Raw genomic sequence first — 16,463 nt, forward strand, 5'->3', positions numbered from 1 at the left:
CAGTCTTACATCTCCGCTCCCGGATCCCGGTCAGTTCCCGGGGTCCAGGTCCTGACGTCGGGTCCGGGACCGGGTCACATCTTGGTCAGGATGTCGACGGCGAAGACCAGCGTCGAGTTCTTGGGGATGCCCTGCTTCTCCTGGTCGCCGAACGCCTCCGACGGCGGGGCCACGATCAGGATCCGGCTGCCGACCTTCTTTCCGGCGATGCCGTCCTTCAGACCCTTCAGGGTCAGCTGGCCCAGCGGGAAGTTCGCGGGCTTGCCCCCGGTGTACGTCGAGTCGAAGACCTTGCCGTCCTTCCAGAGGGCGGCGACGTAGTTCACGACCACGGTGTCGGTGTCCTTGACGACCTCGCCCGTGGACTCCAGGACGTAGTTGGACACCAGCTTCGTCGGCGGCGTGGCCTTCGGCACGGTCAGCGTGGGCTGCTTGCCGTCGGTGTTGACGCCGACCTTCGGCAGGTCCTTGTTGTCCTGGGCGACCGGGGTGCCGGTGGCGGACTTCGGGATGGTGACGGCCTTCAGGATGTCGACGACGAACACCAGCGTGGCGTTGGCCTTGATGTCGCCCTGGCCCTGCGCGCCGTAACCGAGCTCCGGCGGGATGCCGATCTCGATGCGGCTGCCGACCTTCTGGCCCTCCAGGCCCTTCTCCCAGCCCTGGATGACCTGGCCCTCGCCGAGCGTCACCGAGAAGGGCTGCTTCCGGTCGAAGCTGTTGTCGAACGGCGTGGTCTCGTCCCACTCCTGGCCGAGGTAGTTCACCGAGAGGGCGTCGCCCTTCTTGGTGACCGCGCCGGAGCCCTCGCTGATCACGTTGACCTTGAGGGACTTGGGCGGGTCGCCCACGCCCTTGGCGAGAGTGGGCTTCTCACCGAACTTGGCACCCGCGGTGATGGCGGGGAGCCCGTTCTTCATGGAACCGGAATCGGAGCCCTTGTCGTCGCTGCCGCAGGCCGCTGTGGAGAGCAGCAGAAGCGGGACGACGAGCAGGCCGGCAAGTCGGCGCACTAGTTCCTCAGATCTCAGACGGCACAGTAGTTGTCCCGACACTCTAGGGGACCTCGCTGTGTCGCCCGCGCTGCGATCGGCCCCGCACGTCGCACGTGCGGGGCCGATGGGCGCGAACCGCGGCCGGAGCCGCCTGTGGAGCTACATTCCGGCGATCAGCTTTTCCACCCGGTCGTCGACCGACCGGAACGGGTCCTTGCACAACACCGTGCGCTGCGCCTGGTCGTTGAGCTTGAGGTGGACCCAGTCGACGGTGAAGTCCCGGCGCTGCTCCTGCGCCCGCCGGATGAAGTCGCCGCGGAGCCGGGCCCTGGTGGTCTGCGGGGGCACCGACTTGCCCTCGAAGATCTTGACGTCGTTGCAGATCCGCGCCGCCTGGCCGTTCTTCTGGAGGAGGTAGTACAGACCGCGGCGGCGGTGGATGTCGTGGTACGCGAGGTCTATCTGGGCGACCCGCGGGTGCGACATCGTCATGTTGTGCTTGGCCCGGTAGCGCTCGATGAGCTTGTACTTCATCACCCAGTCGATCTCGGTCTGGATGCGGTCGAGGTCCTCCTCCTCGATGGCGTCCAGGGTGCGCTCCCACAGCTCCAGGACCTGGGCGACGACTCCGGTGCGGATGCCGCGCCGGTCGACGAAGTCGGCGGCCTTCTCGAAGTACTCGCGCTGGATCTCCAGGGCCGACGCCTCGCGGCCGCTGGCGAGCCGCACCTTGCGCTGGCCGGTGATGTCGTGGCTGACCTCGCGGATGGCCCGGATCGGGTTCTCCAGGGTCAGGTCGCGCATCACGGTGCCCGCCTCGATCATGCGCAGCACCAGGTCGGTGGCGCCGACCTTGAGCAGCATGGTCGTCTCGGACATGTTGGAGTCACCGACGATGACATGGAGCCTGCGGTAGCGCTCGGCGTCCGCGTGCGGTTCGTCGCGGGTGTTGATGATGGGGCGCGAGCGGGTGGTGGCGGAGCTGACGCCCTCCCAGATGTGCTCGGCACGCTGGGAGACGCAGTAGACCGCCCCGCGCGGGGTCTGCAGGACCTTTCCGGCCCCGCAGATCAGCTGACGGGTGACGAGGAAGGGAATGAGGATGTCCGCGAGCCGGGAGAACTCTCCGTGGCGGGCGACGAGATAGTTCTCGTGGCAGCCGTAGGAGTTTCCGGCCGAGTCGGTGTTGTTCTTGAAGAGATAGACGTCGCCCGCGATTCCCTCCTCGTGCAGGCGGCGTTCCGCGTCGACGAGCAGTCCTTCGAGAATGCGCTCGCCGGCCTTGTCGTGGGTGACCAGTTCGACCACGTTGTCGCATTCGGGAGTTGCGTATTCCGGATGCGAACCCACGTCCAGGTACAGGCGGGCGCCGTTCCGCAGGAAGACATTGCTGCTGCGGCCCCATGACACGACACGGCGGAAGAGGTAGCGCGCCACTTCGTCAGGAGACAGTCGGCGCTGTCCCCTGAACGTGCACGTGACGCCGTACTCGTTCTCCAGCCCGAAAATGCGGCGGTCCATGTCTGAACATTACGCCTGAAGCCCTGTGCTGAAACCGGGTTCGACGGCCCCGTTTCGATCATTTTCCGATGAGTGCGGACGGATTTCGGCCCCGGTGTCGTCCGGCCCGGTGCTCCCCGCCGCCCCGCTGACGGCGTGTCGCGTGCCGGGGGCCCGCTCCGGGCCCAGGATCCGGCCGGTGGCGAGCAGCACCAGGAAGGCGACCAGACCGCCGGTTCCGGCCACCGCGAACCCCGCCGGGGTCCCGAAGAGTTCGACGGCGGGACCCGACACGGCGGAGCCGAGCGCGGCCCCGACGCCGAAGGAGGTGACGAGCCAGGAGAACGCCTCGGTGACCGTGCCGCGCGGCGCGTGCCGGTCGACCACGAGGAAGGCGCAGGCGATGGCCGGTGCCAGGAAGACGCCCGCGACCGCGCTGAGGGCGGCCATCGTCACCGGCCCGGGGACCAGCATCAGCGGCAGGTAGCCGAGGGCGAGCAGCAGCACCAGGACCCGCAGCCGCCGCTCCGGCGCCCCCGCCCACTGCCGGGCGCCGTAGAACACGCCGCCGATCAGCGCGCCGAGACCGTTCGCGGCCATCAGCCAGCCGTACACCGCCTGGTCGCCGAGCTCGTCGGCGTACGCCACGGCCGCGACCGTGATGGAGCCGAGGGCGAGGCCCACGAAGAAGAACGCGCCGAGCAGCGCGAGCAGCCCCGGCGAGCGCAGCGCGCCCAGCCAGTGCGCCTCGCGGGGCGCGGAGCGCCAGGTGCGGGACGGCTCGGCGAGGACGACGGAGAGCGCCCCGAGGACGCCCAGCAGGTTGATGACGAGGAGCGCGGCGGCGGGCGACCAGAGCGACACCAGCAGGGTCAGCAGCAGCGGCCCGACGGTGAACATCACTTCCTGGGCGACGGCGTCCAGGGCGTACGCGCGGTGCACCCGGTCCGCACGGCCGAGGACGCTCGGCCACAGGGCGCGCAGGCCGCCTTCAAGGGGCGGCGTGAACAGACCGGCGACGAGCACCGCGAGGTAGGCGACGAACAGGTTGCCGATGCCGGTGAGGGCCAGGACCGCCATGCCGAGCGCCGATATGACGGCGGCGGGCAGCTGGACCTTGGGCTGTCCCTTGAGGTCGACGACACGGCCGAGCAGCGGCTGACCGACCGCGGTGGCCACGCCGTACGCGGCGATCAGACCGCCCGCCAGGGTGTAGCTGCCGCCCTCGGCGCGGGTGAAGAAGGTGATCGCCACCGGCCCGGTGCCGTTGGGGAGCCGGCCGACCAGGGTGCCCGTCAACAGGCGCGCCGCGTGCGGGGCGCGCAGGATGTCGAGGTAGCCGCCCTTCGGTCCGGCGTCGGCCTCGGTGGCCATGTGGTCTCCCCTCCCGGGACGACAGCCCGAGGTTTTACGTATAACGTCGCGGGTCATACGTACCATGTCGGCAGTACACCGGTCCACCCCCGCCCGGGGCTCGGACCCGCACACAGCCGTCGCGGAGGTACGCGTGCACAGCCCGGACACCCTCGGCGCGGGCCGCCCCACCAGCCGAGACGTCGCCCGGGCCGCCGGGGTCTCGCAGGCCACCGTCTCCCTGGTGCTCGGCGACAAATGGCGCGGCCGGGTCTCCGAGCCCACCGCCGCCGCCGTCCGCGAGGCCGCCGCCGCACTCGGCTACCGGCCCAACCTCGCCGCCCGCAATCTGCGCCTCGGCCGCACCAGGACCGCACTGCTCGTCGTCCCCGCGCTCACCAACGAGTTCTTCGCCCGGGTCTACACCGGCGCCGCAGCCGTCGCCGCCCGGCACGGTTTCGGCGTGGTGCTCTATCCCTCCCCCGACGGCGTCGGCCCGGCCAGGGACCCCTTCGCCTCGGCCCGCGCCGCCCTGGACGGCGTCATCGCCTCCTCCATGGCCGCCGACGCGCTGCGCGCCTTCGGCGGCACCGACCTGCCCCTGGTGATGCTGGACAGCGACCCCGCGGACCCCGGCGCCGCCGCCCACGTCAACCTCGACATCGCCGACGGCATGCGCCAGGTCACCGGACATCTGCGCGCGCTCGGCCACCGGCACTTCCTGCACCTGGCGTCCGCCGTGCCGTCCTGGACCTTCGACGTCCGGGCCGCCGCGCTCACCGACGCCCTCGCCGGGGTGGAGGTGACGACCGTACGGGCCCCCCTCGACGTCCAGGGCGCCTTCCGGGCCGCCGAGCGCGCCCTCACCGCCCCAGGCCCCCGGCCCACCGCGGTCGTCTGCGACGACGACATCATCGCCGCGGGCGTCTGCAAGGCCGCCCGCCGCCTGGGCCTGCGGGTGCCCGAGGACCTGTCCGTGACCGGCTTCGACGACCTCGCCCTCGCCACCGCCCTGGAGCCGGAGCTGACCACCGTCTCGCTGCCCGCCGAGCGGATCGGCGAGCGCGGCATGGCGGCGCTCCTCGCCGTCCTGGACGGCCGTGAGCCGGAGCGCGGCGACCTCCCGGTCACCCTGACCGTGCGCGGCTCCTCGGGACCCCCGCCGGGCCGCTGACGCCCGCGTCCACGGCGAAGGGCCCCGGTACCGTGCGGACACGGTGCCGGGGCCCTCGCGCGAGCCGGTGCGCGGACCGGCGGACTACTCGTCCGCGGCCTCGTCCGACGGGTCGTCCGTCTTCACGATCGCCGCGTTGTCGGCGTCCAGAAGGCGCTTCAGCTGCCGCCCGACGATCCGCTTGAACTTCCGCTGCTGCGGCCGGGTGCGGTCGAGCACCGCGACCTCCAGGCGGTCGGCGGGGATCTCCCGCTCACTGCCGTTGGTGTCCCGGGACAGCGCCTGCACGGCCAGCTTCAGCGCCTCGGCGAGGGACATCCCGTCGCGGTGCCGCTGGTCGAGGAAGGAGCTGATCTGCTCCGCGTTGCCGCCGACCGCGACCGAGCCGTGCTCGTCCACGATCGAACCGTCGTGCGGCAGCCGGTAGATCTGGTCGCCCTCGGGCTCGGCGCCCACCTCGGCGACGACCAGTTCCACCTCGTACGGCTTCTCGCCGGCGCTGGAGAAGATGGTGCCGAGCGTCTGGGCGTACACGTTGGCCAGGCCGCGGGCCGTGACGTCGTCACGGTCGTAGGTGTAGCCGCGCAGATCGGCGTAGCGCACGCCGCCGATCCGCAGGTTCTCGTACTCGTTGTACTTGCCGGCGGCGGCGAAGCCGATCCGGTCGTAGATCTCGCTGAACTTGTGCAGCGCGCGGGACGGGTTCTCGCCGACGAAGACGATGCCGTCGGCGTACTGGAGGACGACGAGGCTGCGGCCCCGGGCGATGCCCTTGCGGGCGTACTCGGCCCGGTCGGCCATGGCCTGCTGGGGTGAGACATAGAACGGCGTGGACACCGGCTACCGTCCCTTTCTTCCGGTCGAAAAAGGCTGCGGGCGAACGGCGACGGACGGTCAGAGCAGGGCGGCGCGCGGCCCGTCGGGCTGCTCGAGGCGCCGCTCGGTGATCGACCGGGCCAGCTCGGCGGACTCGTCCTCGGAGAGCCTGCGGAAGCCCTCTTCGGTGATGACGGTGACGATCGGGAAGATCCGCCGGGCCAGGTCCGGGCCGCCGGTCGCCGAGTCGTCGTCCGCCGCGTCGTACAGCGCCTGGACGACGAGGGTGGTGGCCTGCTGCTCGGTCAGGTCGCCCCGGTACAGCTTCTTCATCGACCCGCGCGCGAAGATCGAGCCCGAGCCGGTGGCCGCGTACCCGTGCTCCTCGGAGCGTCCGCCGGTGACGTCGTAGGAGAAGATGCGGCCCTTCTCGCGGCCCTCGTCCCAGCCCGCGAAGAGCGGCACCACGGCGAGGCCCTGCATGGCCATGCCGAGGTTGCTGCGGATCATCGTGGACAGGCGGTTGGCCTTGCCCTCCAGGGAGAGCGTGGCGCCCTCCACCTTCTCGAAGTGCTCCAGCTCCAGCTGGAACAGCTTCACCATCTCCACGGCGAGACCCGCCGTACCGGCGATGCCGACCGCGGAGTACTCGTCGGCCGGGAACACCTTCTCGATGTCCCGCTGCGCGATCATGTTCCCCATGGTCGCCCGCCGGTCACCGGCGAGCACGACCCCGCCGGGGAAGGTGGCGGCGACGATCGTGGTGCCGTGCGGCGCCTCGACGATCCCCTCGGGGAGCTTCCGGTGGCCCGGGAGGAGCTCCGGCGAGTGGTCGGCGAGGAAGTCCATGAACGAGGACGAGCCCGGCGTCAGGAAGGCCGCGGGTAGACGCCCGATGCTACGAGTGTTGGCTTCCACGCGTTCCCTCCAGATATGAGTTGGCCCGACGAACTGTGTCGGGATCGTCTCCCAACGTGCCGATGGCCGAATTGCAGTTGAAGCACCGTACGCCACGGACCCTACCCGTCCCGTGACGATGATCCACATGGACGGCCGGCGCCTTTCGGCAGCCCTGGGGAAGACCGTCCCGCGAGGCCGGGCGGGGCACGGCCCGCGGGAGCACCGCGAGCCATGCCGCACGACCTCCGGGCAAAGCGGACGCTTCGCCCGGTCGCACCTCGCTCCACCACGGACGCTGCTGGAGATCCACGACCTCAGCCCCCCGTCGCGCACCTAGGAACCCAAGGTGTGGCTACTCGCCGCCCTTTTGGACGAAGGAACGCACGAAGTCCTCGGCGTTCTCTTCCAAGACGTCGTCGATCTCGTCAAGCACCGAGTCGACGTCGTCACTCAGCTTCTCCTGGCGTTCCTTGAGGTCGGAGCTCGCCTCCGTGGTGGTCTCCTCGACCTCCTCGGTGGAACGCGTCGCCTTCTGCTGTCCGCCGCCGGTGTCCTTGGTCGCCATATCCTCACCCCGCTCGAATCTGCCCGCTCGATTGGATCTTTACAAGATCAGACCCTACAAGCCGGGACTGACATCGGCCCTGCGGTTTTCCGAATCGCCCGGGCACTGTTCCCATGATTCCCAGCGCCCGGGCATTTCAGCCGCGCTGACCGCCGGAAAGGACCCGGACCAGTTCTTCGGCCGTGCGGCACCGGTCCAGGAGTTCCTTGACGTGATTGCGGGTACCCCGGAGGGGTTCCAGGGTCGGGACCCGCTGGAGGGAGTCGCGGCCGGGCAGGTCGAAGATCACCGAGTCCCAGGACGCGGCCGCCACGTCGTCCGCGTACTGATCGAGGCACCGGCCCCGGAAATAGGCCCTGGTGTCCTCCGGCGGGCGCGTCTCGGCGCGTTCCACCGCTGGCTCGTCCAGGAGCCGCTTCATCCGGCCGCGGGCCACCAGACGGTTGTAGAGGCCCTTCTCCGCGCGCACGTCCGCGTACTGGAGGTCGACCAGGTGCAGCCGGGCCGCGTCCCAGTCCAGGCCGTCGCGGCGCCGGTAGCCCTCCATGAGCTCGCGCTTCGCCAGCCAGTCCAGTTCGCCGGAGAGGCTCATCGGGTCGTTCTCGAGCCGGTTGAGGGTGTCCTCCCAGCGGATCAGGACGTCCTTGGTCTGCTCGTCGGCGTCCGAGCCGTACCGCTCCTCCACGTACTTCCTGGCCAGCTCGAAGTACTCCATCTGGAGTTGCACGGCAGTGAGCGTACGGCCGCTGCGCAGCGTGACCAGGTACTTCAGGGTCGGGTCGTGGGAGACCTGGTGGAGGGTGCGGACGGGCTGGTCGACGGCGAGGTCGACGGTGATGAAGGAGTCCTCGATCATGGAGAGCACCAGCGCGGTGGTGCCCAGCTTGAGGTAGGTGGAGATCTCGGACAGGTTGGCGTCGCCGATGATCACGTGCAGCCGCCGGTACTTCTCGGCGTCGGCGTGCGGCTCGTCCCTGGTGTTGATGATGGGGCGCTTGAGCGTGGTCTCCAGGCCGACCTCGACCTCGAAGTAGTCCGCGCGCTGGCTGATCTGGAAGCCGTGCTCGCGCCCGTCCTGGCCGATGCCGACGCGGCCGGCGCCGGTCACCACCTGGCGGGAGACGAAGAACGGGGTCAGATGGCGCACGATGTCCGAGAACGGGGTCTCCCGTTTCATCAGGTAGTTCTCGTGCGTGCCGTAGGACGCGCCCTTGTTGTCGGTGTTGTTCTTGTAGAGGTGGATCGGCTGGGCCCCGGGGAGCTGGGCGGCCCGCTCGGCGGCCTCGGCCATGATCCGCTCGCCCGCCTTGTCCCAGAGCACGGCGTCGCGGGGGTTGGTGACCTCCGGCGAGCTGTACTCGGGGTGGGCGTGGTCCACGTAGAGCCTGGCACCGTTGGTGAGGATGACGTTGGCGAGGCCGATGTCCTCGTCGGTCAGCTGGCTGGAGTCGGCGACCTCGCGGGCGAGGTCGAAGCCGCGGGCGTCCCGCAGCGGGTTCTCCTCCTCGAAGTCCCAGCGGGCGCGGCGCGCCCGGTGCATCGCCGCCGCGTAGGCGTTGACGATCTGGGACGAGGTGAGCATGGCATTGGCGTTGGGGTGCCCGGGGACGGAGATCCCGTATTCCGTCTCGATGCCCATTACTCGCCGTACGGTCATGCGGCCCTCCTTGCCCGGCGCCGCTCCCCGCGTGTGCGTGGTCCGGCGGTACCCACGAGCCTAGATCGGCCGCGCGTGTACGGGGAGATCGAATGCGATTCGGTGACTGGAATCGGTGGGTGAAAGCACCGGCTGCGGATGCCCGGTTTCCGGACATCCGCAGCCGGTGCGCGTCACTACAGGTACTGACCGGTGTTGGCCACCGTGTCGATGGAGCGACCGGTGTCCGCGCCCTGCTTTCCGGTGACGAGGGTGCGGATGAAGACGATCCGCTCGCCCTTCTTTCCGGAGATTCGGGCCCAGTCGTCCGGGTTGGTGGTGTTGGGCAGGTCCTCGTTCTCCTTGAACTCGTCCACGCATGCCTGGAGGAGGTGGGAGACGCGAATGCCCTTCTGGTCCTGGTCGAGGAATGCCTTGATGGCCATCTTCTTGGCCCGGTCGACGATGTTCTGGATCATCGCGCCGGAGTTGAAGTCCTTGAAGTACAGGACTTCCTTGTCGCCGTTGGCGTACGTGACCTCGAGGAAGCGGTTCTCCTCGGATTCCGCGTACATCTGCTCGACCACGGACTGGATCATTCCGTGGGCGGCGGCCGCCTTCGACCCGCTGTGTTCGGCGAGGTCGTCCGCGTGGAGCGGCAGGGTGGCCGTGAGGTACTTGGCGAAGATGTCCTTGGCCGCCTCGGCGTCGGGACGCTCGATCTTGATCTTCACGTCGAGCCGGCCGGGGCGCAGGATCGCGGGGTCGATCATGTCCTCGCGGTTGGACGCACCGATCACGATGACGTTCTCGAGGCCCTCCACACCGTCGATCTCGGCGAGCAGCTGCGGGACGATGGTGTTCTCCACGTCCGAGCTGACACCGGATCCGCGGGTGCGGAAGAGGGATTCCATCTCGTCGAAGAAGACGATGACGGGGGTGCCCTCGCTGGCCTTCTCCCGGGCACGCTGGAAGACGAGGCGGATGTGCCGCTCGGTCTCGCCGACGTACTTGTTGAGGAGCTCGGGGCCCTTGATGTTCAGGAAGTAGGACTTCCCGGCGGGCTGGCCGGTCACCTCGGCGACCTTCTTGGCAAGGGAGTTGGCGACGGCCTTCGCGATCAGCGTCTTGCCGCAGCCGGGCGGGCCGTAGAGCAGGATGCCCTTCGGGGGCCGCAGTTCGTGCTCCTTGAAGAGGTCCGGGTAGAGGTACGGCAGCTCGACCGCGTCGCGGATCAGCTCGATCTGGTTGCCCAGACCGCCGATCTTGTCGTAGTCGACGTCCGGGACCTCTTCGAGGACCAGCTCTTCGACCTCGCTCTTGGGCACGACCTCGTAGACGTAGCCGGAGCGGGGTTCGAGGAGCAGGGCGTCGCCGGGGCGGATGGTGATGTCGAGCAGCGGCTCGGCGAGCCGCACCACCCGCTCCTCGTCGGTGTGCCCGACGACCAGGGCGCGCTCGCCGTCCTCAAGGATCTCCTTGAGGGTGACGATGTCCCCGGCGCGCTCGAACTCCATGGCCTCGACCACGTTGAGCGCTTCGTTGAGCATGACTTCCTGGCCCCGCCTGAGCTCGTCGAGCTCGACGCTGGGGCTGACGTTCACCCGGAGCTTGCGGCCCCCGGTGAAGATGTCGCAGGTGCCGTCCTCATTGGCCTGCAGGAAGACACCGAAGCCGGCCGGCGGCTGCGCGAGCCGGTCGACCTCCTCCTTGAGGGCCACGATCTGGTCGCGGGCCTCACGGAGGGTATTGGCCAGTCGCTCGTTCTGAGCGGAGACGCCGGCCAGGTTCGACTGCAGCTCGACGATCCGCTCCTCGAGAATCCTCGTATGACGCGGAGAGTCGGCGAGCTTGCGGCGCAGGACGGCGATTTCCTGCTCGAGATAGGCAATCTGACCGCCGGGGTCGTCAGACCCCCGGCCCGGCCGGATGCCGCGGTTGATGTCGTCGTCGTGGGATGCCACGGTCCTCACCTCCTCCAAGGGGAGCTGGACGCTTCCTGACCCTACCTGCGTGGGTGAAGATTGAAACCCCTAGATCAAAAAGACTCCGGGGTGTGTCCGATCTTCACCCTTGCGCTTCCCCTCACGCCAGGGGAATACCCACCGGGGGTCATTGCAAAAGCGCTCGGTTGTATCGTCGTGTGTGGTCAACACCCGTCAGGCGTGGCCTGACTTACCCGCGGCTCTTCCGCGCGAAGCAGAAACGGCAGGAGATATGAGCGTGCAGCACGAGGCCCCGGTCACGGGTGCCGAGGAGGCGCTTGAGGTCTGGATCGATCAGGACCTGTGCACGGGGGACGGAATCTGCGCGCAGTACGCTCCGGAGGTCTTCGAGCTCGACATCGACGGGCTCGCTTATGTGAAGAGCGCGGACGACGAGCTGCTGCAGGAGCCGGGCGCGACGACGCCGGTCCCGCTGACGCTGCTGACCGACGTGGTGGACTCCGCGAAGGAGTGCCCGGGCGACTGCATCCATGTGCGCCGGGTCCGTGACCGGGTCGAGGTCTACGGTCCGGACGCGGAGTGAGCCGGGCCCGGCGGCGGCCGCGCGCCGGGTGACAGGACGTGCGCGAAGAGCATCCCTCAGGGGGTGCTCTTTTCGCGTTCGGGGCCTTCGGGGCCGATGTCAGACGCTGCGTGCCTGGTCGGACGCGGTACGGACGAAGACACCGCCGCGCCAGTCCCAGCGCACCCGCTCGTGCTGGTCGGGGCAGCAGCTGGGGACGTCGGGGGACGAGTAGCCGTCGAGGGTGGCGTGGACGGCCCGGTCGCGGACGGTGAGGCCCGCGACGTTCTTGAGCTCGGTGGGCGCGACGAGGGTGGCCACCACGCGCGCGTGGGCGCCGGTCGCGTCCGTACCGCGGGTGAGCACGTAGACGCCGCTGGGGGGTGTGCCGGAGCCGGCTTCGCAGTGTACGACTGCGACGGTCTCGGGGTTTCCGTCGCCGTCGAGGTCACCGGTGGCGCGCTGGGCGACCGTGCTGGGGGCGCCGCCGCACTGGAGCGGGTAGTGGGCGGTGGCGGCGTCCGGGGCGGGCAGCGGGGCGGCGGGCGCGGCGGTGGCACCGGCCGGTCCCGGTTGGAGGAGTCCGGCGAGGGCGACGACCGCGGCCATGGCCGTGGCGGTGGCCAGCCAGTGCACCGGGCGGGCGTGGGTGTGCGCGAGGTCCGGGGCGGCGGAGGTCTGCACGCGAGGGGTCTCCTGTGGTGGTGCGGGAGGAGTTCGCCCGGTTCCCGTGGGCCGGTGGGCGGCCGGAGGGAACGGGGGAAGGCTTGTGAACCGGCATCGTGCCACACGTCACAGGAGGGCGGAACAGTCGGGGTGGGCCTGTCGTGCAAGGGGCCCGGACACGCCGGTGCCGCCGTCGGGCTCCTCGCGCTCGGGCGGGAACTCGGCGGCGGCACCGGGATGTTGGTGATGCGTGGGTGACGCGTGGGGTTGCTGCGGCGGGGCCGTCAGCCCTTGTTGGGGCCTTCGTAGTCGTCGCCGTAGGCGCCCTTCGCGGGGCGGCGGCGGCGCATCGGCGGCTCGACGCCGTCGGCGAGGCGCCGGGCGGTGACGAGGAAGCCGGTGTGGCCGATCATGCGGTGGTCCGGGCGGACCGCCAGGCCCTCGACGTGCCAGTTGCGGATCATGGATTCCCAGGGCTGCGGCTCGGCGTAGCAGCCGAACTCGCGGATGGACTCCACGGTGCGCGCGAGCTGTGTGGTGGTGGCCACGTAGCAGCAGAGGATGCCGCCGGGGACGAGCGCCTTGGAGACGGCCTCCAGGCACTCCCAGGGGGCGAGCATGTCGAGGATGACGCGGTCGACATCGGTGTCGGACAGGTTGTCCTGGAGGTCGCCGACGGTGAGCTGCCAGGCGGGGTGCGGACCGCCGAAGTAGCGCTCGACGTTCCCCTTGGCGATCTCGGCGAAGTCCTCGCGGCGCTCGTAGGAGTGCAGCATGCCGTCGTCGCCGATGGCGCGCAGCAGGAAGGAGCTGAGCGAGCCGGAGCCGACCCCGGCTTCCACGACGCGCGCGCCGGGGAAGATGTCGGCGAAGGCCAGGATCTGCCCCGCGTCCTTGGGGTAGACCACGGCGGCGCCGCGGGGCATGGACAGGACGTAGTCGGGGAGCAGGGGGCGCAGCGCGAGGTAGGCGACGTTTCCCGTGGTACGGACAACACTGCCCTCGGGAGCACCGATCAGCTCGTCGTGGGGGAAGGAACCCTTGTGGGTGTGGAAATTCTTCCCGGCCTCGAGCGTGAACGTGTAGTGGCGTCCCTTGGGGTCGGTGAGCTGGACCTGGTCCCCGACCTTGAAGGGGCCGCGACGGCGGGCGGCACCGGTCGGTTCGGACATGTGAACAGGGTACCGGTGTCAGGCGGAGGGTCGTGCCATGGCCTTCACGAACGCCTTCTCGACGTCGGCGGTGGAGAGCACGCCGTAGATCGCGCCGGTCTCCTCGACGACCAGGTACTCGGTGGCGGGGCTGGCCCGCAGGTGGTCGAGGAGGGGCTGGCCGGTGAGCTCGGCGGGGACCCGCATGCCGTCGGCGAGGTCCTGGGTGAGGGCGCTGACGGCGACCCAGGGGCGGCGGTGCTGGGGTACGGAGGCGATGGCGGCCTCGCGGACGATGCCGGTGGGGGTGCCGTGGCCGTCGACGACGACGAGGGCGCGGGCGCCCGCCTCGTTGGCGCGGCGCAGCGCCTCGGAGAGCGGGGTGGCGGACTCGACGGGGATGGCGCGGCGGGTGAGGCTGCGGGCCCGGAGCTCGGGGAGGTGTTCGCGCAGCCGGGCCATCCGCAGGCTGTTGCCGGCGCCGGTCCAGATGATGGCGGCGAGGATCGCGGCGAGCAGGGCGTCGGTGACGGTGGTGAAGCCGCCGATGTCGGCTGTGGAGTTGCCGAGGGCTCCGGTGCGGGTGAGCAGCGGGAGGCCGATGAGGACGGTGACGGCGAGGGCGCGGCCGACCCAGGCGGCGGCGACGGTGCCGCTCATGGCGTTGCCGGTGATCTTCCAGACGACGGCGCGCAGCATCCGGCCGCCGTCGAGGGGCAGCCCGGGCAGCAGGTTGAAGATCGCCACGATGAGGTTGGAGATCATCAGCCCGCCGAGCAGCACGCCGGGGACGGTGCCGGGTTCGACGGCGTACAGGGTGAGCCAGAAGAGCCCGGCGAGGATCAGGGAGAGCAGCGGGCCGACGAAGGCGAGGACGAATTCGCGGCCGGGGGTCTCGGTCTCCTTCTCGATCTCGGAGACGCCGCCGAAGAACTGGAGCTGGATGCGGCGGACCGGGAGCTTGAAGCGGAGCGCGGCGAGGGTGTGGGCGAGCTCGTGGACGAGGACGGACCCGTAGAACGCGATCGCGAAGAACAGCGAGACCAGGTAGCGGGCGGCGCCGAGTTCGGGCAGGACGCGTTCGATCTGGTCGCCGAAGACCCAGGTGATGAGGGCGGCGACGAGGAACCAGCTGGGCGCGACGTAGACGGGCACGCCGAAGGGCCGGCCCATGAGGATGCCGCCGCCCGGCTCCTCGGTCCGCTGCGGCTTGGACTCGTCCTGGTTCACGGGTTCCTTTCGTCGCCGGGCCGTTCGGCCCGCGCGCTCGGTCACGGGTCGATCATGCAGCGCGACGGGTCATGCGTCGATGGTATTCCGCTCGCGCCCGCCGGGTGGATCAGGGTCGCGCCGGGGTCCACTGTCGGTGGCGGGCCGTAGGGTTTCTGTCATGAGTACGAGCGAGCAGCCGGCCGCGGGTCCCGCGGTGGCCAGGACACCCATGTCGTTGTCGCCGTCGCGGGCGAGCGACTTCATGCAGTGCCCCCTGCTCTACCGGTTCCGGGTGATCGACCGGCTGCCGGAGAAGCCGAGCGCGGCGGCGACCCGGGGCACGCTGGTGCACGCGGTGCTTGAGCGGCTGTTCGACGCCCCGGCGGCGGAGCGGACGCCGCCGCGGGCGAAGTCGCTGATCCCCGGCCAGTGGGACCGGCTCCTCGCATCGCGGCCCGAGCTGGGCGAGCTGTTCGCGGACGCGGCCGGGGGCGAGGCCGGGACCGAGCTCGCGGCCGCCGACGGCGGTGCCGCGGCCGAGCGCCTTGCGACCTGGCTCCTGGAGGCGGAGGCGCTGGTCGAGCGCTGGTTCACGCTGGAGGACCCGACCCGGCTCGAGCCCGCCGAGCGGGAGCTGTTCGTGGAGACGGAGCTGGCGTCGGGGCTGCGGCTGCGCGGGGTGATCGACCGGGTCGACGTGGCGCCGACCGGCGAGGTCCGGATCGTCGACTACAAGACGGGCAAGGCGCCCCGCCCCGAGTACAGCGAGGGCGCGCTGTTCCAGATGAAGTTCTACGCCCTGGTGGTGTGGCGGCTGAAGAACGTGGTGCCGCGCCGCCTCCAGCTGGTCTACCTGGGCAGCGGCGATGTGCTGACGTACGACCCGGTGGAGGCGGATCTGCTGCGGGTGGAGCGGAAGCTGCACGCGCTGTGGGACGCGATCAAGCTGGCGACGGAGACCGGCGAGTGGCGGCCGCGGCCGACGAAGCTGTGCGGCTGGTGCGACCACCAGGCGGTGTGCCCGGAGTTCGGCGGCACTCCCCCGGTGTATCCGCTGCCGGTGGTGCCCGCGCGCCCGGCGGCGGGCGCTGTCGACGGTCAGGGCAGAATGGACGGGGTGGACTAGACATTCCCCGGGACCCGGGGGTGCCGGTCCACGCCGCCCGTGTAGGCCCGTGAAGGAGTTGTTCGTGGCGATCCGTGTCCTACTGGTCGACGACCAGCCGCTGCTGCGCACCGGTTTCCGGATGATCCTGGAGGCCGAGCAGGACATCGCGGTGGTGGGTGAGGCCGGGGACGGTCTGCAGGCCCTGGACCAGGTGCGGGCGTTGCAGCCCGATGTGGTGCTGATGGACATCCGGATGCCGCGGATGGACGGGGTCGAGGCGACCCGGCAGATCACCGGTCCGGGCCGGGACGGCCCGGCGAAGGTGCTCGTGCTGACCACGTTCGACCTCGACGAGTACGTGGTGGAGGCGCTGAAGGCGGGCGCCAGCGGCTTCCTCCTGAAGGACGCCCCGGCACACGAGCTGGTGCAGGCGATCCGGGTGGTGGCGGCCGGTGAGGCGATGCTGGCGCCGTCGATCACCCGGCGGCTGCTCGACAAGTACTCGGCGCACCTGCCGTCGGGCGAGGAGCAGGTCCCGGACACGCTGAACACGCTGACCGACCGTGAGGTCGAGGTGCTGAAGCTGGTGGCGCGCGGTCTGTCGAACGCGGAGATCGCGGCGGACCTGTTCGTGAGCGAGACGACGGTCAAGACGCACGTCGGTCATGTGCTGACGAAGCTGGGCCTGCGCGACCGGGTGCAGGCGGCGGTGTACGCGTACGAGAGCGGCCTGGTCCGCCCCGGCGCGCAGTAGCCGCACGACGAGCGTACGTACGACGAGGCCGCCCGTACGGGGCGGGTGACCGTACGGCGAAGGGCCCGGCAGACTCCCCGTGTGCCGGGCCCTTCGCGTACCCGCCGGGCGGCGGGCGGCGGGGC

16 protein-coding genes are annotated in these 16,463 nt (G+C 70.3%); 4 read left to right on the forward strand and 12 right to left on the reverse strand.

Annotation, left to right across the window (positions count from 1 at the left end):
* Positions 1-74: 74 nt before the first annotated feature.
* From ACIPXM_RS13920 to ACIPXM_RS13930, 3 genes are all read right to left on the reverse strand, one after another.
* Entirely contained in the window at positions 75-1,013 is a 939-nt protein-coding gene (locus ACIPXM_RS13920) for an FKBP-type peptidyl-prolyl cis-trans isomerase (protein WP_401655071.1), read from the reverse strand.
* Positions 1,014-1,154: 141 nt separating this feature from the next.
* Positions 1,155-2,516: a Pup--protein ligase gene (gene pafA / locus ACIPXM_RS13925; RefSeq protein ID WP_401655072.1), complete on the reverse strand. Its 1,362-nt coding sequence runs from the start codon at positions 2,514-2,516 to the stop codon at positions 1,155-1,157.
* A gap of 9 nt (positions 2,517-2,525) precedes the next feature.
* Entirely contained in the window at positions 2,526-3,869 is a 1,344-nt protein-coding gene (locus ACIPXM_RS13930) for an MFS transporter (protein ID WP_401655073.1), read from the reverse strand.
* A 133-nt stretch (positions 3,870-4,002) separates the two neighbouring features.
* On the opposite strand from ACIPXM_RS13930, the gene ACIPXM_RS13935 reads away from it, so the two are divergent.
* On the forward strand, positions 4,003-5,022 hold the full coding sequence (locus tag ACIPXM_RS13935) for a LacI family DNA-binding transcriptional regulator (RefSeq protein WP_401655074.1): 1,020 nt from the start codon (positions 4,003-4,005) through the stop codon (positions 5,020-5,022).
* An 84-nt stretch (positions 5,023-5,106) separates the two neighbouring features.
* On the opposite strand, the gene prcA is transcribed toward ACIPXM_RS13935, so the two are convergent.
* From prcA to arc, 6 genes are all read right to left on the reverse strand, one after another.
* Complete coding sequence (gene prcA / locus ACIPXM_RS13940; protein WP_401655075.1) at positions 5,107-5,859, reverse strand: proteasome subunit alpha; 753 nt, start codon at positions 5,857-5,859, stop codon at positions 5,107-5,109.
* A 57-nt stretch (positions 5,860-5,916) separates the two neighbouring features.
* Positions 5,917-6,756: a proteasome subunit beta gene (prcB, locus tag ACIPXM_RS13945; protein WP_401655076.1), complete on the reverse strand. Its 840-nt coding sequence runs from the start codon at positions 6,754-6,756 to the stop codon at positions 5,917-5,919.
* The gene (locus tag ACIPXM_RS13950) at positions 6,737-7,048 is read right to left on the reverse strand and encodes an endonuclease domain-containing protein (protein ID WP_401655077.1); all 312 of its coding nucleotides are present in this window, start codon (positions 7,046-7,048) and stop codon (positions 6,737-6,739) included. The genes prcB and ACIPXM_RS13950 overlap by 20 nt, the downstream gene beginning before the upstream one ends.
* 42 nt (positions 7,049-7,090) lie before the next feature.
* Positions 7,091-7,303 (reverse strand): ubiquitin-like protein Pup, encoded by a 213-nt coding sequence (locus ACIPXM_RS13955; protein ID WP_015032443.1) that lies wholly within the window; start codon positions 7,301-7,303, stop codon positions 7,091-7,093.
* 136 nt (positions 7,304-7,439) lie between these two features.
* Entirely contained in the window at positions 7,440-8,960 is a 1,521-nt protein-coding gene (gene dop / locus ACIPXM_RS13960) for a depupylase/deamidase Dop (protein WP_401655079.1), read from the reverse strand.
* A 176-nt stretch (positions 8,961-9,136) separates the two neighbouring features.
* Positions 9,137-10,903 carry a proteasome ATPase gene (arc, locus tag ACIPXM_RS13965; RefSeq protein WP_401655080.1) on the reverse strand — a complete coding sequence of 589 codons (1,767 nt, stop codon included), beginning with the start codon at positions 10,901-10,903 and terminating at the stop codon, positions 9,137-9,139.
* A 253-nt stretch (positions 10,904-11,156) separates the two neighbouring features.
* On the opposite strand from arc, the gene ACIPXM_RS13970 reads away from it, so the two are divergent.
* The gene (locus ACIPXM_RS13970; RefSeq protein WP_401655081.1) at positions 11,157-11,468 is read left to right on the forward strand and encodes a ferredoxin; all 312 of its coding nucleotides are present in this window, start codon (positions 11,157-11,159) and stop codon (positions 11,466-11,468) included.
* A 99-nt stretch (positions 11,469-11,567) separates the two neighbouring features.
* Here ACIPXM_RS13970 and ACIPXM_RS13975 read toward each other — a convergent pair whose 3' ends face one another.
* The 3 genes from ACIPXM_RS13975 to ACIPXM_RS13985 form a co-directional block, all read right to left on the reverse strand.
* Positions 11,568-12,131, reverse strand: coding sequence for a hypothetical protein (locus ACIPXM_RS13975; protein WP_401655082.1), 564 nt, complete (start codon positions 12,129-12,131; stop codon positions 11,568-11,570).
* A gap of 266 nt (positions 12,132-12,397) precedes the next feature.
* The gene (locus tag ACIPXM_RS13980; protein WP_401655083.1) at positions 12,398-13,285 is read right to left on the reverse strand and encodes a tRNA (adenine-N1)-methyltransferase; all 888 of its coding nucleotides are present in this window, start codon (positions 13,283-13,285) and stop codon (positions 12,398-12,400) included.
* Positions 13,286-13,303: 18 nt separating this feature from the next.
* Positions 13,304-14,494 carry a site-2 protease family protein gene (locus ACIPXM_RS13985; protein ID WP_401655084.1) on the reverse strand — a complete coding sequence of 397 codons (1,191 nt, stop codon included), beginning with the start codon at positions 14,492-14,494 and terminating at the stop codon, positions 13,304-13,306.
* A gap of 79 nt (positions 14,495-14,573) precedes the next feature.
* Between ACIPXM_RS13985 and ACIPXM_RS13990 the strand changes: the two genes are divergently transcribed.
* The gene (locus ACIPXM_RS13990) at positions 14,574-15,602 is read left to right on the forward strand and encodes a RecB family exonuclease (protein WP_401655085.1); all 1,029 of its coding nucleotides are present in this window, start codon (positions 14,574-14,576) and stop codon (positions 15,600-15,602) included.
* Between the two features lie 64 nt (positions 15,603-15,666).
* The gene (locus tag ACIPXM_RS13995) at positions 15,667-16,338 is read left to right on the forward strand and encodes a response regulator (RefSeq protein ID WP_401655086.1); all 672 of its coding nucleotides are present in this window, start codon (positions 15,667-15,669) and stop codon (positions 16,336-16,338) included.
* The last annotated feature ends 125 nt before the right edge of the window (positions 16,339-16,463 follow it).

This window comes from Streptomyces sp. NPDC090025 (assembly GCF_044748125.1).
Lineage (GTDB): Bacteria > Actinomycetota > Actinomycetes > Streptomycetales > Streptomycetaceae > Streptomyces.

What these genes read in the sequence shown, in the direction of transcription:
- pafA (WP_401655072.1), bottom strand. Translation starts at nt 2,516, where the DNA reads ATGGACCGCCGCATTTTCGGGCTGGAGAACGAGTACGGCGTCACGTGC.
- ACIPXM_RS13930 (WP_401655073.1), bottom strand. Translation starts at nt 3,869, where the DNA reads ATGGCCACCGAGGCCGACGCCGGACCGAAGGGCGGCTACCTCGACATC.
- ACIPXM_RS13955 (WP_015032443.1), bottom strand. Translation starts at nt 7,303, where the DNA reads ATGGCGACCAAGGACACCGGCGGCGGACAGCAGAAGGCGACGCGTTCC.
- dop (WP_401655079.1), bottom strand. Translation starts at nt 8,960, where the DNA reads ATGACCGTACGGCGAGTAATGGGCATCGAGACGGAATACGGGATCTCC.
- ACIPXM_RS13970 (WP_401655081.1), top strand. Translation starts at nt 11,157, where the DNA reads ATGAGCGTGCAGCACGAGGCCCCGGTCACGGGTGCCGAGGAGGCGCTT.
- ACIPXM_RS13980 (WP_401655083.1), bottom strand. Translation starts at nt 13,285, where the DNA reads ATGTCCGAACCGACCGGTGCCGCCCGCCGTCGCGGCCCCTTCAAGGTC.
- ACIPXM_RS13990 (WP_401655085.1), top strand. Translation starts at nt 14,574, where the DNA reads ATGGTATTCCGCTCGCGCCCGCCGGGTGGATCAGGGTCGCGCCGGGGT.